Consider the following 16319-nt stretch of genomic DNA (forward strand, 5'->3'; position numbering starts at 1 on the left):
TTCTGCAGAAAGGGATGGGCGGCGCCGATGGAGCCGTTCGTGTCCACGCACCGGGAGAGCCCGGCGCCACCCATCAAGCATAGCCAAACCTGTGGCCGTGCAGGAGCGGATGATGCTCAGCGCCTGGGTGGGGCTGGCGCAGGTGGTGGCGCGGGTGGTGGCGGGACCTCCAATGCCTGTCGCCACGCAGCGGCGTTGACCGCCACCGTCAGTTCGCGCTTGTCGCGGCGCAGCAACAGATAGGCGCTGGCCGCGTGGGAATGGCGCAGTGCCTCGGCCAGATGTTCAACCCGGCGCACCGCCGTGTCGTCTACGCGGAGGATGCGATCGCCACTGCGCACGCCGAAGCGCACTTCCGGGCTGGCGGCCTCCACATGCACCTGGCCTTCGGTCGAGCGCAGCGACAGCCGCGCTCCATCCCGGCGCCATTCCAGCGTTTGTGCGCTGCCACCACCGGCCAGCGCCGGCAGGGGCAGGAGCAGCATCAGGCACATCGCGCAGGCACGCATCTCACGCGCCCCGCGTGGCGACCGCAGGCGGTACCGCCGCCGCACGCCGTGCCGGACCGAACACCGCAATCTGGCCCAGTATCCACAGCAGCAGCGCACCCAGCGGCAGGTAGTACAGCGGCATGCGCGGCAGCTCGTACAGGTTCATCAGGGCCAGGTTGATCGCGTACGCCGCCAGCATGCCCAGCACGATGCCCAGCGAGGCCAGCAGGAAGTTCTCGGTCTGGAAGTAGCGCAGGATCTGCCCGCGGGTGGCGCCCAGCGCACGGCGGATGCCGATCTGCTTGCTGCGCTGCTGCACCCAGAAGCTGGCCAGGCCGATGATGCCCAGCGCAGTGACCACCAGCAGCGAGATGCTGACGGTGATCAGCAGGCCAACCATCGCGCGGTCGTTCTTGAAGAAATCCTTGCGCTGGTCTTCATAGGTCAGCTTGTCGCGCATCAGGCGGTTGGGGTCGTTGCGCTCCAGCGCGGCGGCACCGGCATCGAGCACCTCTTGGCGGCGTTCCGGCGAAGTGCGCAACACGTAGGTGCCACCCTTGTCGAAGCTGACCCGGATCGGCAGCAGCATCGAGTTGGTCCAGTTGTCATTCCAGCCATTGGGCGTGCTGAGCGTGTCGACGATGCCGACCACATGCAGCGACTGCTTGCCCATGTAGTAGGTCTTGCCCAGGGCGCTGCCGTTGGGCTCCATCTTGGCGGCGGTGGCCTGGGTGAGGATGACCGGGATGGCCTTTTCCTTGGCGCCACCCTTGCTGACGTCTTCGAAGTTCTGGTACTCGTCGGGCAGGAAATCGCGGCCAGCGATCAGATTGATGCCCATCGTGGCCAGCCCGTTCTCGGACAGGGTGTACATCGAAGCGTTGGTGGTCGGCCGTTCCTGGTCGATCACCCGCGAGATGCTGCTGCTGGAGGAGCCGTTGCGGAAGGGAACCTGGTTGATGATGGTGACGTTGCTGACGCCGGGAATCGCGCGCAGCGATGCCAGGTCCTCGCGGGTGCGGGACATGGCGTCGGTCTGCTTGCCGATGCCGCTGACGCGCAGCATCACCAGTTCGCTCTCGGCGATACCACTGGGCATGCTGATTTTCTCCACGCGCTGGCTGACCAGGAACAGCGCGTTGCAGACGATGGCGCAGGTCAGTGCGACTTCCAGCACGATCAGGGCGGCAGCGGTCTTGTGCCGGCGCAGCGTGCTGAGGATGGGGCGGATGTCCATGGGAGTCCTCGTTCAGGTGCTTACTGCGACTTGAGCTGGATGGCCGGGGTGACCTGCATCGCGCGCCAGGCGGGCAGGAATCCGGCGGCGAGGCTGGCGAACAGGGTCAGGCCCAGCGCGAGCAGCAGCATGTTGCCGTCCAGGTGGGCCAGCTTTGCGTATTCCACCGGCTGCTGGCGCACCGCGAACAGGCCAAGCAGGGCCAGGCCGATACCCAGCACGCCACCGACCACGCCCACCGCGCCGGCTTCCACCAGGCACTGCAGGAAGATCTGGCCACGGCTGGCACCGAGTGCACGGCGCACGCCGATCTCACCACTGCGGCGCAGGAACTTGGCCAGCAGCAGGCCTACCGTGTTGACCAGGCAGACACCGAGGAAGCCCAGCGCCAGCCACAGCTGCAGGCGCACGTCGCTGGGCACTGCACCATTGAAGTCCAGCCATTCCATCACGGTGCGCAGGCGCACGTTCGGCGGATGCTTGAAGCGGCCGGCCTCGCGCTGCTGGGTCGAGTAGTTCTCCAGGTAGCGGCGGTAGTCGCCGGCCTTGGCCGGGTCCATTTCCACCCAGTACTGCAGCCACGCGCACGGGGCATTGAGCGAGTAGCTGTTGCCGTCGGGGTTTTCGCCGAAGCAGTTCATGTTGCCGTTGTTGCCGAGCTTCAGGTCGAACGAGGTAGAGATCGGCAGCAGCAGGTCTTCGTTCTTGCCGTAGCTGCCGGTGGTCAGGTCGTAGAAGTGCGGCTCCGGGCTCCATTCCTTCATCACGCCGACGATGCGGTAACTCTGGCCTTCCATGCGCAGGTCGCGGCCCACGCTGTTGGCGCCCTGGTACAGCTTGTCGTTGAGCGCCTTGGAGATGACCACCACGCGTGCGCGGCCTTCATCGTCCTCGCGCGTCCAGGGGCGGCCGTACTGCATGGGCACCTCGAACATCGGGAAGAAATCGGCCGAGGTCCAGCGGGTGTCGATGCTGAAGGGCTTGAGCGTGCTGTTGTCCGGTTCGATGGTGCCGCCGCCGCCGCTCATCAGCGCCTGGCGCTCGCCCTTGGCCTCGCGCAGCAGCGCTTCACCGTCGAAGCGGGTCAGCTGGGTTTCCGGTTCCTCGCCGGCGACATAGGCGCCGGTCGCGGCATCGAGCTGCACGTAGAACAGGCGGTCACTCTTGCCCGGAATCGGGTCGCCGGACAGCACGTGGAATACGGTCAACGTGGTCATCGAGGCACCGATGCCGAGCGCGATGGCGATCACCATCAGCGCGGTCAGGACCTTGTTGCGGCGGAAACTGCGCGCCGCCAATCGGGCGTAGTAGGCGAACATGGTCGGGCCCTCACTCGTTGACGGCGACGATGTGGCGCAACGGCGTGGCCAGCACCGGCTCGCGCACCAGGTCGGTCACCTGGCCATCGACGATGTGCACGTTGCGCTGCGCACGCGCGGCCAGTTCCGGGTCGTGGGTGACCATCACGATGGTGGTGCCGGCGGCATTGATCTCCTCCAGCAGCTCCATCACGCCCCGGGCCATCTGCGTATCCAGATTGCCGGTCGGTTCGTCGGCCAGCAGCAGGCGCGGGCTGCCGGCCAGCGCACGCGCGATGGCCGCGCGCTGCTGCTGGCCACCCGACAGTTCATTCGGGTAGTGCTTCATGCGCGAGCCCAGGCCGACCTGGGTCAGTGCCTTCTCGATGCGTTCGCGGCGCTCGTTGGCGCTCATCCTGCGATAGCGCAGCGGAACGTCGACGTTGTCGAACAGGTTCAGGTCGGGGATCAGGTTGAAGCCCTGGAAGATGAAGCCGATCTTCTGGTTACGCAGGCGGCTGCGGGCGTCGTCGCCCAGCGTGCTCACGTCCTGGCCGTCCAGCATGTAGGTACCGCTGGTGAAGGTTTCCAGCAGGCCGGCGATGTTGAGGAAGGTGGTCTTGCCGGAGCCGGACGGGCCGGTGACCGCGACGAACTCACCTTCCTTGACCTGCAGTTCCAGCGAGCGCAGTGCGTGGGTTTCCACCTGTTCGGTGCGGAAGACCTTGGCGACCGAACGCATTTCGAGCATGTACATGGGGTGTCCTCTCTCCAGGATTCAGGTATCAGGTATCAGTTGACGGAGACGCGTTCGGCGTCCTTGAACAGGTCGCTGCCGGAGACCACGATGCGGTCGCCCGGCTGCACACCCGACTTGATTTCCACTTCGCCCAGGCTGCTGACGCCCAGTTCCACCGGACGGCGCACGGCGGTGCGGCCATCCATCACGTAGGCCATGCCATTGCCCTGTTCGACGAACGGGCCGCGCTCGACCTTGAGCACGTTCCTGCGGGTATCGAGCAGCACGCGCACCGACATCCGCTGGCTCTGGCGCAGGCCTTCCGGCTGCGCGCTGGCAAAGCGCACGCGGGCATTGACCTCGCCGTTGACCACTTCCGGCGACACCGCGCTGATCTCACCCGGGAACGGCTGGCCGTTGCCACCGGTCAGCTGTGCCGGCATGCCGATCGCCAGGTCGCGGGCGAAGCTCTCCGGCACCTTGATCTCGACTTCGAACTTGGACAGGTCGACCACGCCCAGCACCGGGGCATTGGCGGCCAGGTTGGTGGACTGCACCGCCTGCACCTGGCCGACCTGGCCATCGAACGGGGCACGCAGCGTCAGCGCATCGACCTGGCGCTGTACTTCGGCCACCACCGCCTTCTGGCGATCGGCCAGCAGGCGCTTGTTGCGGGCATCCAGGTCCGCGCCCTGGCTCTGCAGGCGCGCATCGGTGGTGGCGTTGGCCAGGGTGATGTCGGCCTTCTTCAGCGAGTCCTTGGCCTTGGCCAGGTCGATCTGCGGCACCGCCCCGCCGTCGTAGCCGCGCTGGTAGCGCTGCAGGTCGCGGTCGGCGGCCTGCCGTTCGATGGTGGCCTGGTCAGTTTCCTTGCGCGACTTGGCGCGGGCCAGGGTGGCGTCCAGCGCGGCACGGCTGGCCTCGGCCTCCAGGCCGGCCAGGGTGGCCTGTTCCTGGGCCAGCTTGCTGCGCAGTTCGGGGCTGTCGATGATCGCCAGCTCCTGCCCCTTCTTCACCACGTCACCGGCGACCACCTTCAGGTCCACGGTGCCCGCAGAGATGGCATACAGGACCGGGCTGTTGGCGGCGATCACGCGGCCGTCGGCGGCGATGTCACGGACCAGGTCGCCCCGCTTCACTTCGGCGATGCGCACGCGGCTGCTGTCGAAGGAGCGGCTGGCGTTGGACCAGGCGTGCACGGCCCAGCCGATGCCGGCGAGCAGGGCGATCGTGCCCAGCGCCGGCCAACGGTAACGGAGCCAGTTGGCGCGCGGAGCGCTGGCCGGAGCGGAGGAAACGATCTGGTCCTGGGCGGAAGTGTCGCGGATCATCGGGTGCGTGCCTGACGGTGGTAGCCAGTACCAAGCACGTAGCGTGCCAACTTTAATTCCTTATGGGTCAATGAGTTGGGGTGTGATGTGAAGTGTCCGGGTGTCCGCGGACACCTTTCCGGACACTTTCATTAAGCGGACAGGAGGGGGAGCGCGGGCACGCAGGCTAGAATGCGACGATCGTCTTCAAGGAAACGCGTGACATGTGTGGAATCGTGGGTGCGATCGCTGATCGCGACGTAGTGCCGGTGCTGATCGAAGGCCTGAAGCGGCTGGAGTACCGTGGTTACGATTCCTCCGGCATCGCGGTGATCGACCAGGGGGAGCGCCGCGATGTACGTCGCGTGCGTCGTACCGGTCGTGTGTCGGAAATGGCCACGGCGGCCGAGGCCGAGGGCTTCAACGCGGTGCTGGGCATCGGCCACACCCGCTGGGCCACCCATGGGGGCGTCACCGAGGCCAACGCGCATCCGCACATCAGCCATGGCGTGGCGCTGGTGCACAACGGCATCATCGAGAACCACGAAGAGCAGCGCGAGAAGCTGCGTGCGCTGGGCTACACCTTCGAGTCGCAGACCGACACCGAAGTCATCGCACACCTGATCCACCATCACCTGAAGAGTGGTGACGACCTGCTGGTGGCGCTGCAGCATACGGTGAAGGAGCTGACCGGTGCCTACGCACTGGCCGTGGTCAGCCGCGCCGAGCCGGAACGCTTCGTCTGCGCGCGGATGGGCTGCCCGCTGCTGATCGGCCTGGGCGAGGGCGAGAACTTCGTTGCCTCCGACGTCTCGGCGGTGATCTCGGCCACCCGCAAGGTCATTTTCCTGGAAGAGGGCGATACCGCCGAGATCCGTCGCGATGGCGTGCGCATCTTCGACGAGCACGACCGGCCGATCGAGCGCGACGTGCATCTGTCCGATGTGTCGCTGGCATCGCTGGAGCTGGGCCCGTACCGCCACTTCATGCAGAAGGAGATCCACGAGCAGCCGCGCGCGCTGGGCGACACCATCGAGGCGGCGATCGACGCCGGTGGTTTCCCAGCCGGGCTGTTCGGCAAGATCGCCGAAGCCGTGCTGTCGGGCACTGAAGGCGTGCAGATCATCGCCTGCGGCACCAGCTACTACGCCGGCCTGACCGCGCGCTACTGGATCGAAGCCATCGCCGGCCTTCCGTGCAGCGTGGAGATCGCCAGCGAGTACCGCTATCGCGCGGCCTACGCGAACCCGAAGCATCTGATCGTGACCATCTCCCAGTCCGGCGAAACGCTGGATACGTTGGAAGCGCTGAAGTACGCCAAGTCGCTGGGCCACAAGCACACGCTGTCGATCTGCAACGTGCCGGAAAGTGCGATTCCGCGCGCCAGCGAACTGGTGTGCTATACCCGTGCCGGTGCCGAGATCGGCGTGGCCTCGACCAAGGCCTTCACCACCCAGCTGGCGGCACTGTTCCAGCTGACCGTGGTGCTGGGCAAGCTGCACGGCCGCATCGACGCGGCGCAGGAAGCGGACTACCTCGAGCAGCTGCGCTTCCTGCCGGGCAGCGTGCAGCACGCATTGAACATGGAGCCGCAGATCGCTGCCTGGGCCGAGCGTTTCGCACGCAAGAGCAGCGCGCTGTTCCTGGGCCGTGGCCTGCATTACCCGATCGCGCTGGAAGGCGCGCTCAAGCTCAAGGAAATCTCCTACATCCACGCCGAGGCCTACCCGGCAGGCGAGCTGAAGCATGGCCCGCTGGCGCTGGTGGACGAGGACATGCCGGTGGTGGTGATCGCGCCGAACGACAGCCTGCTGGAGAAGGTGAAGTCGAACATGCAGGAAGTGCGCGCGCGTGGCGGTGAACTGTTCGTGTTCGCCGACCAGGACAGCAACTTCAACGAGTCCGAAGGCGTGCACGTGATCCGTACGCCGCGTCATGCCGGCGTGCTCAGCCCGATCGTGCACACCATTCCGGTGCAGTTGCTGGCCTACCACACCGCGCTGGCGCGCGGCACCGACGTGGACAAGCCGCGCAACCTGGCCAAGAGCGTGACGGTGGAGTAACACCCGTCAGCTCGGTTGGAGGTTGCAAGCGAAGGGGGCCGTGTGGCCCCCTTTCGTTTGTGCCGGTGGCAGCGGCAAGTGGGACAGCCACAGGGTGTTCTGTCCACCGTCGGCAGCAGGCAATCAATCTTTAACGCGTGGCATCGCGTGTATTCAGCGGCGGTTTCAGCCGCGGTGCCATTCTCTGGATCGTCGGTTGGTTCCCACGACGAACTGTCCCATCGATGCCGGTAGTGACCGATAGTCGCAGTCGTAGAATCGATTTGACCGAGGTCCGGGTTGAGCGGTTGAACCCACCTCGTTCGCGTTGCAGCACGTCGTCTGCCGATCCATTCCAAGCGGCAGCCGGGTGCGCCAGACGTGCGCTGAAAGGTCTGTTCCCGGGGAGGGGGCGTATCGGAAGAGCACACTTTTTGACTCCAGTGACCTGCACCAGGAAACAAGAATGAACGTCCGCGAACTCCTGCAATCCAAGAAAGAAGCTGTCATCACCATCGATGCCGAAGACACCATCGGTGCCGCCGCCCACAAGATGAGCGCGAACAGGATCGCTGCGCTGGTGGTGATGAAGGACGATGCCCCGGTCGGCATCATTTCCGAGAAGGACATCGTGCGTACCCTGGCCGACGACGGCCCGCAGGCCGGCCGCCGGGTGATTTCCAGCCTGCCGTCCACCGGCCTGGAGGGCATCGCCCCGGAGGCGACCCTGAAGCAGGCCATGTCGCTGATGACGTACTCGCGGCGCCGTCATCTGATGGTCACCGAAGGCACTCGTCTGGTCGGCATCCTCAGCCTGGGCGACATCGTGAAGAACCTGCTGGGCGAGCTGGAGCTGGAAAAGGCCGTGCTGCAGGACATCTACATGGCCGCCCACTGAGGGCTGCAGCGCTGGAAGCAGAGAAGCCGGGCATTGCCCGGCTTCTTCGTTCACGGCATCGGTGAAATCAGAAAGTGACCTTCACCGAGTCGGCGCTGTAGTTGGCTGGGCCGTGGTAGACCACTTCGATGTTGTTGCCATCCGGGTCGAGCACGAACGCACCGTAGTAGCCCGGGTGGTAAGGGCGTTCACCGGGCGCGCCGTTGTCGGTGCCGCCGGCGGCGATCGCGGCGGTATGGAAGGCATCGACGGTGGCGCTGTCGCGGGCCTGGAAGGCCAGATGGTGGCGGCCGGTCAGCTGGCCGGCGGCGGCCGTGCTGCTGGCGCTGGAAATGAACAGCTCATCGGCCCAGAAGTAGTCATCGCCTTCACCGGCGATCGGGATGCCGATCGTATCGAAGACCGCCTGGTAGAAGCGGCGACTGGCCGCCAGATCGCGCACTACCAGCTGGATGTGGTCGATCAGGCGGCCGCGGTGCAGTTCCATCGTTTCCATACGAACCTCGCAGAAAAAGGGGACGGAGGGGATTAAGCCGCTTCCAGTCCAATAATGCCAGAAACGACTTAATCCCCTCCGTCCCCTTTTCGGGTCAGACGTTGGCGATGATCTCGACCCAGTAGCCGTCCGGGTCCTTGATGAAAGCCAGGTTCTTCATGCGGCCGTCGGTCAGGCGCTTCTGGAAGGTCACGCCCAGATCCTCGAAGCGCTGGCAGGCGGCCTCGATGTCCGGCACCGACACGCAGATGTGGCCGAAGCCGCGCGGGTCGCTGTTGCCGTCGTGGTAGACCGCGCCGTCCTGGGTTTCGGTGCCGTGGTTGTGGGTCAGTTCCAGCACGCCCGGCAGCCCGGCCATCCACAGGCGGCGGGCGTTGTCATCTTCCGGCACCGTGGCGCCAGCGGGCACGTAGGCCAGGAAGTACAGGCTGAACTGGGCCTCGGGGAAGTCGCGCTTGTCGATCAGCTGGTAGCCGAGCACGCGGGTGTAGAAGTCCAGCGAAGCGGCAATGTCCTTCACGCGCAGCATGGTGTGGTTGAACACGAAGCCGATGGTTTCGGCCGGGGCCTGGGCGGCGACGCCGGGAACATCGCGCAGGGCGGGAATGGTCATGGGGGAGGTCCTTCAGACAGGGCCGTTGCCGGCCGGATGGCGCCATTCTACCGGCCAGCACCTGGCGGCACTGCGACGTACAATGGCCGGATCGCACCGTTCCGTCCTGACAACGATTGCCCGCCATGTCGCAGCGTGAATGGGTGGCTGCCGCCATCCGCAAGATCGAAGCTGATTTCAACCGTTCCGCCGATACCCACCTGATCCCGCTGGCGCTGCCAGGGTTCGAGGGCATCGACCTGTACCTGAAGGATGAGTCGAGCCATCCCACCGGCAGCCTGAAGCACCGGCTGGCGCGCTCGCTGTTCCTGTATGCGCTGGCCAATGGCTGGTTGCGTGAAGGGCGTCCGGTGATCGAGGCCTCCAGCGGCTCGACCGCCGTGTCCGAAGCCTATTTCGCGCGGCTGCTCGGCCTGCCGTTCATTGCGGTGATCCCGGCCTCCACCTCGCCTGAAAAGATCGCCGCGATCGAGTTCCACGGCGGCCGTTGCCACCTGGTCGAACGTGCCTGCGACCTCAACTGTGATTCGGAAAAGCTGGCCCGTGAAACCGGTGGCCACTTCATGGACCAGTTCACCTATGCCGAGCGCGCCACCGACTGGCGTGCCAACAACAACATCGCCGAGTCCATCTTCAAGCAGATGGCCGAAGAGCCCAGCCCGGTTCCGGAATGGATCGTATGCAGCCCCGGCACCGGCGGTACCGCAGCCACGTTGGGCCGTTATGTCAGCTACCGCCGGCATGACACCCGCATCCTGTGCGCGGACCCGGAAGTGTCGGTGTTCTTCGATGGTTACAGGGCCGCTGTGGCGGGTGAACAGGACTGGCGCGCGCTGACCTGCAGCGGTGGTTCGCGCGTGGAAGGCATCGGCCGGCCGCGGGTGGAGCCGAGTTTCATCCCGACCAGCGTCGATGCGATGGTGAAGGTGCCCGATGCGCTGAGCCTGGCCGCCATGCGCCATGTCAGCCGGCAGTTGGGGCGCCGCGTCGGCGGCTCGACCGGGACCAACTTCATCGGCGTGCTGCAGGCCGCGCAGTGGATGCGCGAGGCGGGCCATCAGGGCAGCATCGTCAGCATCCTGTGCGACAGCGGCGAGCGCTATGCGCAGAGTTACTACGACCCGGCGTGGTACGCGCGGATGGGGATCGATGTCGACGGCGCCGACGCACAGCTGGCCGCAGCGGTGGCCGGGCAGGGACTGCCCGAATTGCCGTGGTGCAGCCTGGAAGCGTTGTAACGCGGCAACGCACGGCCGGCTGTGTGTCGGCTGGGTAGAGTCGACTGTTAGTCGACTGCTCCAGGTTCAGGTCGCGAAAATCCCGCGCTGCGCGCGAAAGTCGACTAACAGTCGACTCTACCCGGTCGCCGGGGCGGCTCAATATCCCGCTGCAGTGAACGCGTCCAGCACCGCGTCGCGCAGTGCATCGGGCAAGGCCTCGATGTCCATCGCGCGATCATCCAGATGCAGGCTCGGGTCCAGGATGCTCGCTCGGCCCTGGGCCAGCGCCTGCAGCCACAGCAGCACGCAGATCACGAACTCGCGCTCATGGCCCAGCCGCAGCTGGCTGGCGCCGCGTTCGATCACCTCGAACGGGTACCACTCCTGCGCATCGTTGAACGTGCCGCCCTGCTGCAGCACTGCCTGCAACTGCTGCAGATGGCGCGGGGCGTCATCGCCGGCATCGCACAATGCGGCGATCCAGGTCAGTTCGGCCGGGCTGGCGGACAATGCCAGTGACCGGGCCGGTGAGGCGGATGCAACTGCAGCCAGACCTTCCATGTAGGGCCTCGTTCGGTGCGTACCGCTGCGGACTCCCCCGCAGCCAGAGCTTCGGTGCGCGACCGTAAGGCCGACGTGAATGCCGGGCCGTGCCCCCTTGTCAGCCCCGCCTGCCAGCGCCATATCCTGCATGCTGCCCGCCTGCCGGGCCCGTACCCTGGAGATCTGCCGTGACCGTTGCCAACCCCCTGCTCGATTTTTCCGGCCTGCCGCGCTTCGAGGCCATCCGCCCCGAGCACGTGGCGCCGGCGCTGGACGTGCTGCTGGCCGAGGCCGAAGCCGCCGTCAGCGCCGCCGAGCAGGTGCAGCCGGTCACCTGGCAGACCTTCGTTGCCCCGCTGGATGACGCCACCGAGCGCCTGTGGCGCGCCTGGGGTCTGGTCGGCCACCTGCAGGGCGTGGTCAACACCCCGGAACTGCGTGAGGCCTACAACAGCAACCTGCCGCGGGTGACCCGCTTCGCCAGCGCGCTGGGCCAGAACCTGGCGTTGTACCGGCAGTACCAGACGCTGGCCGCCAGTGCCGAGGCGGCGCGCTTCGACGCGGCCCAGCGCAAGGTGCTGGACAACACCCTGCGCGATTTCCGCCTCGGTGGTGCCGAGCTGGCGCCGGAGGCGCAGCAGCGCTTCGCGGCGATCAAGGAAGAACTGTCGGCGCTGTCGGCGAAGTTCTCGCAGAACGTGCTCGACGCTACCGACGCCTGGTCGCTGATCATCGAGGACGAAGCGCGGCTGAAGGGCCTGCCGGAAGACGTGAAGGCCGCCGCGCGTGCCGCAGCACAGAAGGACGGCAAGGCCGGCTGGAAACTGACCCTGCAGATGCCGTGCTACCTGCCGGTGCAGACCTGGGGCGAGGACCGCGACCTGCGCGAGATCCTGTACCGCGCCAGCGCACAGCGTGCGTCCGAATTCGGCGATGAGTCCCTGGACAACAGCGGCAACATCGATCGGATCCTCGCCCTGCGCGCTGAACTGGCCGCGCTGCTCGGCTTCGATTCGTATGGCGATTATTCGGTAGCGACCAAGATGGCGCAGGACCCGGCCGAAGTGCTGGGTTTCCTGCGTGACCTGGCCGCGCGCGCCAAGCCGTTCGCGGCCAGGGACCGCGCCGACCTGGAGCAGTTCGCACGCGAGCAGCTGGGCATCGACAGCCTGCAGGCCTGGGACCTGGCGTTCGCCGCCGACCGCCTGAAGCAGGCCCGTTACAGCTATTCCGAACAGGAAGTGAAGCAGTACTTCACCGAACCGGAGGTGCTGGGCGGCCTGTTCTCGGTGATCGAGCGGCTGTACGGCCTGCGCGTGCAGGAGGACAGCGCACCGGTGTGGCATGACGACGTGCGCTTCTTCCGTCTGGTCGATGCGCAGGGCGCGCTGGTCGGCCAGTTCTATCTGGACCTGTATGCGCGCGAGGGCAAGCGTGGCGGCGCGTGGATGGACGATTGCCGCAACCGTCGCGTGCGCGCGGACGGCAGCGTGCAGACGCCGCTGGTCTACCTGGTGTGCAACTTCGGCCGCGGTGCCAATGGCAAGCCGGCCACCTTCAGCCACAACGAAGTGACCACGCTGTTCCATGAGATGGGCCATGGCCTGCACCAGCTGCTGACCCGCATCGGTGAGCTGGGCGTGGCCGGCATCAATGGCGTGGAATGGGATGCAGTGGAACTGCCCAGCCAGTTCATGGAGAACTTCTGCTGGGAGTGGGAGCACCTGCAGGCCATGACCGCGCACGTGGACACGGGCGAACCGCTGCCGCGCGGGCTGTACGAGCGCATGCTGGCCGCGCGCAACTTCCACAGCGGCATGGCCACGGTGCGCCAGCTTGAGTTCGGCCTGTTCGACATGCTGTTGCACAGTCAGTTCGAACCGGCGCAGGACAGCGTGCTGGCGCTGCTCGATCGCGTGCGTGCGGAGGTGGCGGTGAACCATCCGCCGGCCTGGAACCGCTTCCCGCACCAGTTCAGCCACATCTTCGCGGGCGGTTACGCCGCCGGCTACTACAGCTACAAGTGGGCCGAAGTGCTCAGTGCCGACGCCTATGCGGCGTTCGAGGAAGCGCCGCAGGCACTGGCCGAGACCGGTGCACGCTTCCGCGATGAGATCCTGTCGCGCGGTGGCAGCCGCCCGGCGGCGGAGAACTTCAAGGCCTTCCGTGGGCGCGCGCCGCAGATCGACGCGCTGCTGCGCCACTCGGGCATGGCGTAAACCGTTGTGGTGGGTGCCAACCCTGGTTGGCACTTCACCGCCATCCACGCATGGCGTGGATCTACCGGAATGCCGGCCAGCGGCCGGCACCACCGAAGACCGGTCATTCGGCGTAGATCATCTTCCGGGTCATGCCGCCGTCGACGATGAAGTCCTGGCCGGTGCTGAAACCGGACAGCGACGACAGCAGGTACACCGCCAGTGCACCGATATCTTCAGGGCGGCCGACCCGGCCGACTGGATGCTGTGCGTGGTCGATGGCCGAGTACTCTGGTTCATGGCGCCGTGAGGGTGCCTGCCACGCAGTGGTACCGACCCATCCGGGGCTGATGCTGTTCACCCGCACCGCCGGGCCGGCGCTGATCGCCAGCGCATGGGTGAAGGCCACCAGGCCACCCTTGGCCGCCGCATAGGCCTCGCTGTGCGCTTCGGATTGCCAGGCGCGGGTGGAGGCGATGTTGATGATCGCGCCCGCAGCACTGTCCGTCAGCGCCGGCAGCGCGTGCTTGCTGCACAGGAAGGCGCCATGCAGCGACGACAGCCGGCGTTGCCATTCGTGCCAGTCCATGTCCTGCAGCCGCGTGCCGTGCGGCCCGGCGATGCCGGCATTGTTGACCAGCCCGTCGATGTGTCCGAAACGCTGCAGCGCCTCGGCGATGAAGTCGCGCACGCTGGCTTCGTCGGTGATGTCCAAACGCTGGAACGCGGCATCCTCACCGCGCTGCCATTCGTCCAGGCAGGCTTGGCCGGCCTCCCTGTCCAGGTCGCCGATCAGCACGCGTCCGCCGGCACCGAGCACAGCCTGGGCAATACCGCGACCGATGCCGTTGGCGCCGCCGGTGACCAGCACCACCTTGCCCGACAGTGGCGCGGCCGGCCATGCGGCAATCGGCGGCACCGTGCTCACGTCAGGTCTTCGCCGCGCAGGCGACGATGCCAGCCGTCCACGCCGATGCGGTCCAGGGTCTGGATGTTGCGCTCGACGATCACGTCCGGGTCCGGATACACATCCACCGCGCGCGCCACGCTGTCTTCGCGCAGCAGGTGCAGGGTGGGGAAGGGCGCGCGGTTGGTGTAGTTGCTGGCGTCGTCGGCGGCCACGCCCTCGAACTGGTAATCCGGATGGAAGCTGGCCACCTGCAGGATCCCCTGCAGGTCCAGTGCCTCGATCGCCGCATCTGCGTTGTCGAGGAAGTCGTTGTAGTCGAGGAAATCGGTCAGCACCTGCGGATGCACGATCAGCGTCGTGTCGATCTGCTCGGCCGGCGTGTCGCGCAGCAGCACCAGCTCCTCGGCCAGCTGTTCAACCAGCGCTTCTGTCGTGGTCGCATCGCTGAGCACGATGCGGACCTGGTCCTTCACGTATACCGCCTTGGCGAACGGGCACAGGTTCAGGCCGATGACGATGCGCTCCAGCCACAGGCGGGTGGCGGCGATCGGGTCATCGGTGGACAGGTCGGAATCGGTCATGGCGGGCACGTCGGCTGGCGGGGCCGACATTGTAGGCGCGTCGCTGGCAACGCGCCGTCGTACCTGCGGCTGGCAGCGCCGGGGGATTCCCGGCAGGTGGCTCAGTCGCGGAAATTGTTGAACTGCAGCGGCAGCTCGAACTTGCCGGCCTTGAGCACGGCGATGGCGTCCTGCAGGTCATCGCGCTTCTTGCCCTGCACGCGCAGCTTGTCGCCGTTGATCTGGCTTTCCACCTTCAGCTTGGCGTCCTTCAGGGCCGCCGCGATCTTCTTGGCGATCTTCTGCTCGATGCCCTGCTTGACGGTGATCTTCTGCCGGGCCTGGGCCAGGTTGGTCTCGATGTCGCCGAACTCCAGGCTGAGCACGTCGATGCCGCGCGCGGCCAGGCGAGCACGCAGGATGTCGTTCATCTGCTTGAGCTGGAATTCGGTCGGCGCGAACTGATTGATGACATCGCCGTCGCGCTCGAACTTTGCGTCCACGCCCTTGAAGTCGAAGCGGGTGGCCAGTTCGCGGTTGGCCTGGTCGATGGCGTTGGTCAGCTCGTGGGTGTCGACTTCGGACACGACGTCGAAGGAAGGCATGGGCGGTGCTCCGCAGGTTTCAGTGGCGATCATTCTATCGTGCCGGCCCGCGTGCCCGCTTTCTGTGGAGCCCGGCCCATGCTCGGCGGCCGCCCTACAATCTGGTGCGGTCGGCGATAATGGGCCATGAACGTGCAACGCTCCCCTTCGCGTGCGGTGGCCTGGATGGTCGCTGCGGTCGCCTGTTTCTCGCTGATGGACGCTGGCATGAAGCAGCTGTCGGCCAGCTATCCCACCCTGGAAGTGACTTTCCTGCGTGGTGCGGCCTCGTTGCCGTTCGTGCTGGTGTGGGTGCTGGTCAGTGCCGGCCCACGTTCGCTGGTGCCGCGGCGCTGGGGCCTGCACCTGCTGCGTGGCGCGTTGGGCATGGCGATGATCGGCTGCTTCGTGTTCGCCCTGCGCGACCTGCCGCTGTCCACCGCCTACACCATCTACTTCGTTGCCCCGCTGCTGATCGCCGCGCTGTCGGTGCCGTTGCTGGGCGAGCGGGTCGGGCCGCGGCGCTGGGTCGCCATCGGCATTGGCCTGGTGGGCGTGCTGGTGGTGCTGCGGCCGGGCGTGGATGGCTTCATCTCGGTGCCCGGCCTGATGGTGCTGGCGGCGGCAACGGCCTATGCCGTGGCGGCGATCACGGTCAGCCTGCTGACCCGCACCGATACCTCGCAGTCGATGGTGGTCTGGTTCCTGGTGATCATGGCCATCGGCGCCGGCCTGCTCGCCATTCCCGGCTGGGTACCGCTGCAGCTGGCACACGCGCCTTTGATTGCTGGCATGGGCCTGGCCGGGGCGCTGGGCCAGATTGCCCTGACCAAGGCCTTCCAGCTGGGCGAGGCCTCGATGATCGCGCCGCTGGAGTACAGCGGCCTGGTCTGGGTGATCGGCTGGGATCTGGCCTTCTGGGGCCAGCTGCCGGACGGCTATACCTGGGTGGGCGCGGCGATCATCGTCGCCTCGGGGCTGTACCTGCTGCATCGCGAGCGAGTAAACCGGCAGGAACCGCCGAAGCCGCTGGATCATCCCTGAGCCCGGGGGTAGTGCCGGCCGCTGGCCGGCAACCCCTTGCGCCGGAGGGACCGCTGCAGGTGCCGGCCAGCGGCCGGCACTACCGGGGACAGTTTCTTAGAACCAAAAGGAATAACATTCTGGGCCATGGCGCGGG

At 66.5% G+C, this 16319-nt stretch carries 16 protein-coding genes; 5 read left to right on the forward strand and 11 right to left on the reverse strand.

From position 1 onward, the window contains the following. Positions 1-116: 116 nt before the first annotated feature. The 5 genes from AC5P6X_RS04450 to AC5P6X_RS04470 are packed head-to-tail and all read right to left on the reverse strand — an operon-like array spanning position 117 to position 5096. Complete coding sequence (locus AC5P6X_RS04450) at positions 117-494, reverse strand: PDZ domain-containing protein (RefSeq protein ID WP_169449123.1); 378 nt, start codon at positions 492-494, stop codon at positions 117-119. A 16-nt stretch (positions 495-510) separates the two neighbouring features. Continuing rightward, positions 511-1728, reverse strand: a complete 1218-nt coding sequence (locus AC5P6X_RS04455; protein ID WP_005411120.1) for an ABC transporter permease — start codon at positions 1726-1728, stop codon at positions 511-513. A 20-nt stretch (positions 1729-1748) separates the two neighbouring features. After that, positions 1749-3047, reverse strand: coding sequence for an ABC transporter permease (locus tag AC5P6X_RS04460; RefSeq protein WP_043035642.1), 1299 nt, complete (start codon positions 3045-3047; stop codon positions 1749-1751). 10 nt (positions 3048-3057) lie between these two features. Continuing rightward, positions 3058-3783, reverse strand: a complete 726-nt coding sequence (locus AC5P6X_RS04465; RefSeq protein WP_005411118.1) for an ABC transporter ATP-binding protein — start codon at positions 3781-3783, stop codon at positions 3058-3060. A 35-nt stretch (positions 3784-3818) separates the two neighbouring features. Next, positions 3819-5096, reverse strand: a complete 1278-nt coding sequence (locus tag AC5P6X_RS04470) for an efflux RND transporter periplasmic adaptor subunit (RefSeq protein WP_123959048.1) — start codon at positions 5094-5096, stop codon at positions 3819-3821. Between the two features lie 203 nt (positions 5097-5299). Here AC5P6X_RS04470 and glmS point away from each other — a divergent pair, with 203 nt between their 5' ends. Together glmS and AC5P6X_RS04480 are read left to right on the forward strand one after the other, a co-directional pair. Beyond that, entirely contained in the window at positions 5300-7138 is a 1839-nt protein-coding gene (gene glmS / locus AC5P6X_RS04475; protein ID WP_049450412.1) for a glutamine--fructose-6-phosphate transaminase (isomerizing), read from the forward strand. A gap of 445 nt (positions 7139-7583) precedes the next feature. Continuing rightward, a complete protein-coding gene (locus AC5P6X_RS04480) occupies positions 7584-8015 on the forward strand; it encodes a CBS domain-containing protein (protein ID WP_005411115.1) in 432 nt (143 codons plus the stop codon). Between the two features lie 67 nt (positions 8016-8082). Here AC5P6X_RS04480 and AC5P6X_RS04485 read toward each other — a convergent pair whose 3' ends face one another. Next, positions 8083-8511 (reverse strand): VOC family protein, encoded by a 429-nt coding sequence (locus AC5P6X_RS04485; protein ID WP_005414534.1) that lies wholly within the window; start codon positions 8509-8511, stop codon positions 8083-8085. Between the two features lie 94 nt (positions 8512-8605). Next, complete coding sequence (gene gloA, locus AC5P6X_RS04490; RefSeq protein WP_099605171.1) at positions 8606-9124, reverse strand: lactoylglutathione lyase; 519 nt, start codon at positions 9122-9124, stop codon at positions 8606-8608. Between the two features lie 125 nt (positions 9125-9249). Between gloA and AC5P6X_RS04495 the strand changes: the two genes are divergently transcribed. Continuing rightward, complete coding sequence (locus AC5P6X_RS04495) at positions 9250-10362, forward strand: PLP-dependent cysteine synthase family protein (protein WP_049450416.1); 1113 nt, start codon at positions 9250-9252, stop codon at positions 10360-10362. A gap of 138 nt (positions 10363-10500) precedes the next feature. Here the strand turns inward: AC5P6X_RS04495 and AC5P6X_RS04500 are convergent, their stop codons facing one another. Then, positions 10501-10905, reverse strand: a complete 405-nt coding sequence (locus tag AC5P6X_RS04500; RefSeq protein ID WP_005411111.1) for a hypothetical protein — start codon at positions 10903-10905, stop codon at positions 10501-10503. A 170-nt stretch (positions 10906-11075) separates the two neighbouring features. Between AC5P6X_RS04500 and AC5P6X_RS04505 the strand changes: the two genes are divergently transcribed. Next, positions 11076-13106, forward strand: a complete 2031-nt coding sequence (locus AC5P6X_RS04505; protein WP_123959044.1) for a M3 family metallopeptidase — start codon at positions 11076-11078, stop codon at positions 13104-13106. Positions 13107-13209: 103 nt separating this feature from the next. Here AC5P6X_RS04505 and AC5P6X_RS04510 read toward each other — a convergent pair whose 3' ends face one another. The 3 genes from AC5P6X_RS04510 to AC5P6X_RS04520 form a co-directional block, all read right to left on the reverse strand. After that, positions 13210-14013 (reverse strand): SDR family oxidoreductase, encoded by an 804-nt coding sequence (locus AC5P6X_RS04510; protein WP_012481308.1) that lies wholly within the window; start codon positions 14011-14013, stop codon positions 13210-13212. Further along, on the reverse strand, positions 14010-14576 hold the full coding sequence (locus tag AC5P6X_RS04515; RefSeq protein ID WP_024957065.1) for a DUF1415 domain-containing protein: 567 nt from the start codon (positions 14574-14576) through the stop codon (positions 14010-14012). The genes AC5P6X_RS04510 and AC5P6X_RS04515 overlap by 4 nt, the downstream gene beginning before the upstream one ends. Before the next feature lie 101 nt (positions 14577-14677). Further along, complete coding sequence (locus AC5P6X_RS04520; RefSeq protein ID WP_005411107.1) at positions 14678-15160, reverse strand: YajQ family cyclic di-GMP-binding protein; 483 nt, start codon at positions 15158-15160, stop codon at positions 14678-14680. Between the two features lie 126 nt (positions 15161-15286). Between AC5P6X_RS04520 and AC5P6X_RS04525 the strand changes: the two genes are divergently transcribed. Then, positions 15287-16183: a DMT family transporter gene (locus tag AC5P6X_RS04525; protein WP_005411106.1), complete on the forward strand. Its 897-nt coding sequence runs from the start codon at positions 15287-15289 to the stop codon at positions 16181-16183. Positions 16184-16319: the final 136 nt, after the last annotated feature.

It is taken from the genome of Stenotrophomonas sp. YJH_SMC_40 (genome assembly GCF_059368615.1).

What these genes read in the sequence shown, in the direction of transcription:
- AC5P6X_RS04455 (WP_005411120.1), bottom strand. Translation starts at nt 1,728, where the DNA reads ATGGACATCCGCCCCATCCTCAGCACGCTGCGCCGGCACAAGACCGCT.
- AC5P6X_RS04515 (WP_024957065.1), bottom strand. Translation starts at nt 14,576, where the DNA reads ATGACCGATTCCGACCTGTCCACCGATGACCCGATCGCCGCCACCCGC.
- AC5P6X_RS04450 (WP_169449123.1), bottom strand. Translation starts at nt 494, where the DNA reads ATGTGCCTGATGCTGCTCCTGCCCCTGCCGGCGCTGGCCGGTGGTGGC.
- AC5P6X_RS04525 (WP_005411106.1), top strand. Translation starts at nt 15,287, where the DNA reads ATGAACGTGCAACGCTCCCCTTCGCGTGCGGTGGCCTGGATGGTCGCT.
- AC5P6X_RS04495 (WP_049450416.1), top strand. Translation starts at nt 9,250, where the DNA reads ATGTCGCAGCGTGAATGGGTGGCTGCCGCCATCCGCAAGATCGAAGCT.
- AC5P6X_RS04470 (WP_123959048.1), bottom strand. Translation starts at nt 5,096, where the DNA reads ATGATCCGCGACACTTCCGCCCAGGACCAGATCGTTTCCTCCGCTCCG.
- AC5P6X_RS04480 (WP_005411115.1), top strand. Translation starts at nt 7,584, where the DNA reads ATGAACGTCCGCGAACTCCTGCAATCCAAGAAAGAAGCTGTCATCACC.
- AC5P6X_RS04460 (WP_043035642.1), bottom strand. Translation starts at nt 3,047, where the DNA reads ATGTTCGCCTACTACGCCCGATTGGCGGCGCGCAGTTTCCGCCGCAAC.
- glmS (WP_049450412.1), top strand. Translation starts at nt 5,300, where the DNA reads ATGTGTGGAATCGTGGGTGCGATCGCTGATCGCGACGTAGTGCCGGTG.
- AC5P6X_RS04520 (WP_005411107.1), bottom strand. Translation starts at nt 15,160, where the DNA reads ATGCCTTCCTTCGACGTCGTGTCCGAAGTCGACACCCACGAGCTGACC.
- gloA (WP_099605171.1), bottom strand. Translation starts at nt 9,124, where the DNA reads ATGACCATTCCCGCCCTGCGCGATGTTCCCGGCGTCGCCGCCCAGGCC.
- AC5P6X_RS04465 (WP_005411118.1), bottom strand. Translation starts at nt 3,783, where the DNA reads ATGTACATGCTCGAAATGCGTTCGGTCGCCAAGGTCTTCCGCACCGAA.
- AC5P6X_RS04500 (WP_005411111.1), bottom strand. Translation starts at nt 10,905, where the DNA reads ATGGAAGGTCTGGCTGCAGTTGCATCCGCCTCACCGGCCCGGTCACTG.
- AC5P6X_RS04485 (WP_005414534.1), bottom strand. Translation starts at nt 8,511, where the DNA reads ATGGAAACGATGGAACTGCACCGCGGCCGCCTGATCGACCACATCCAG.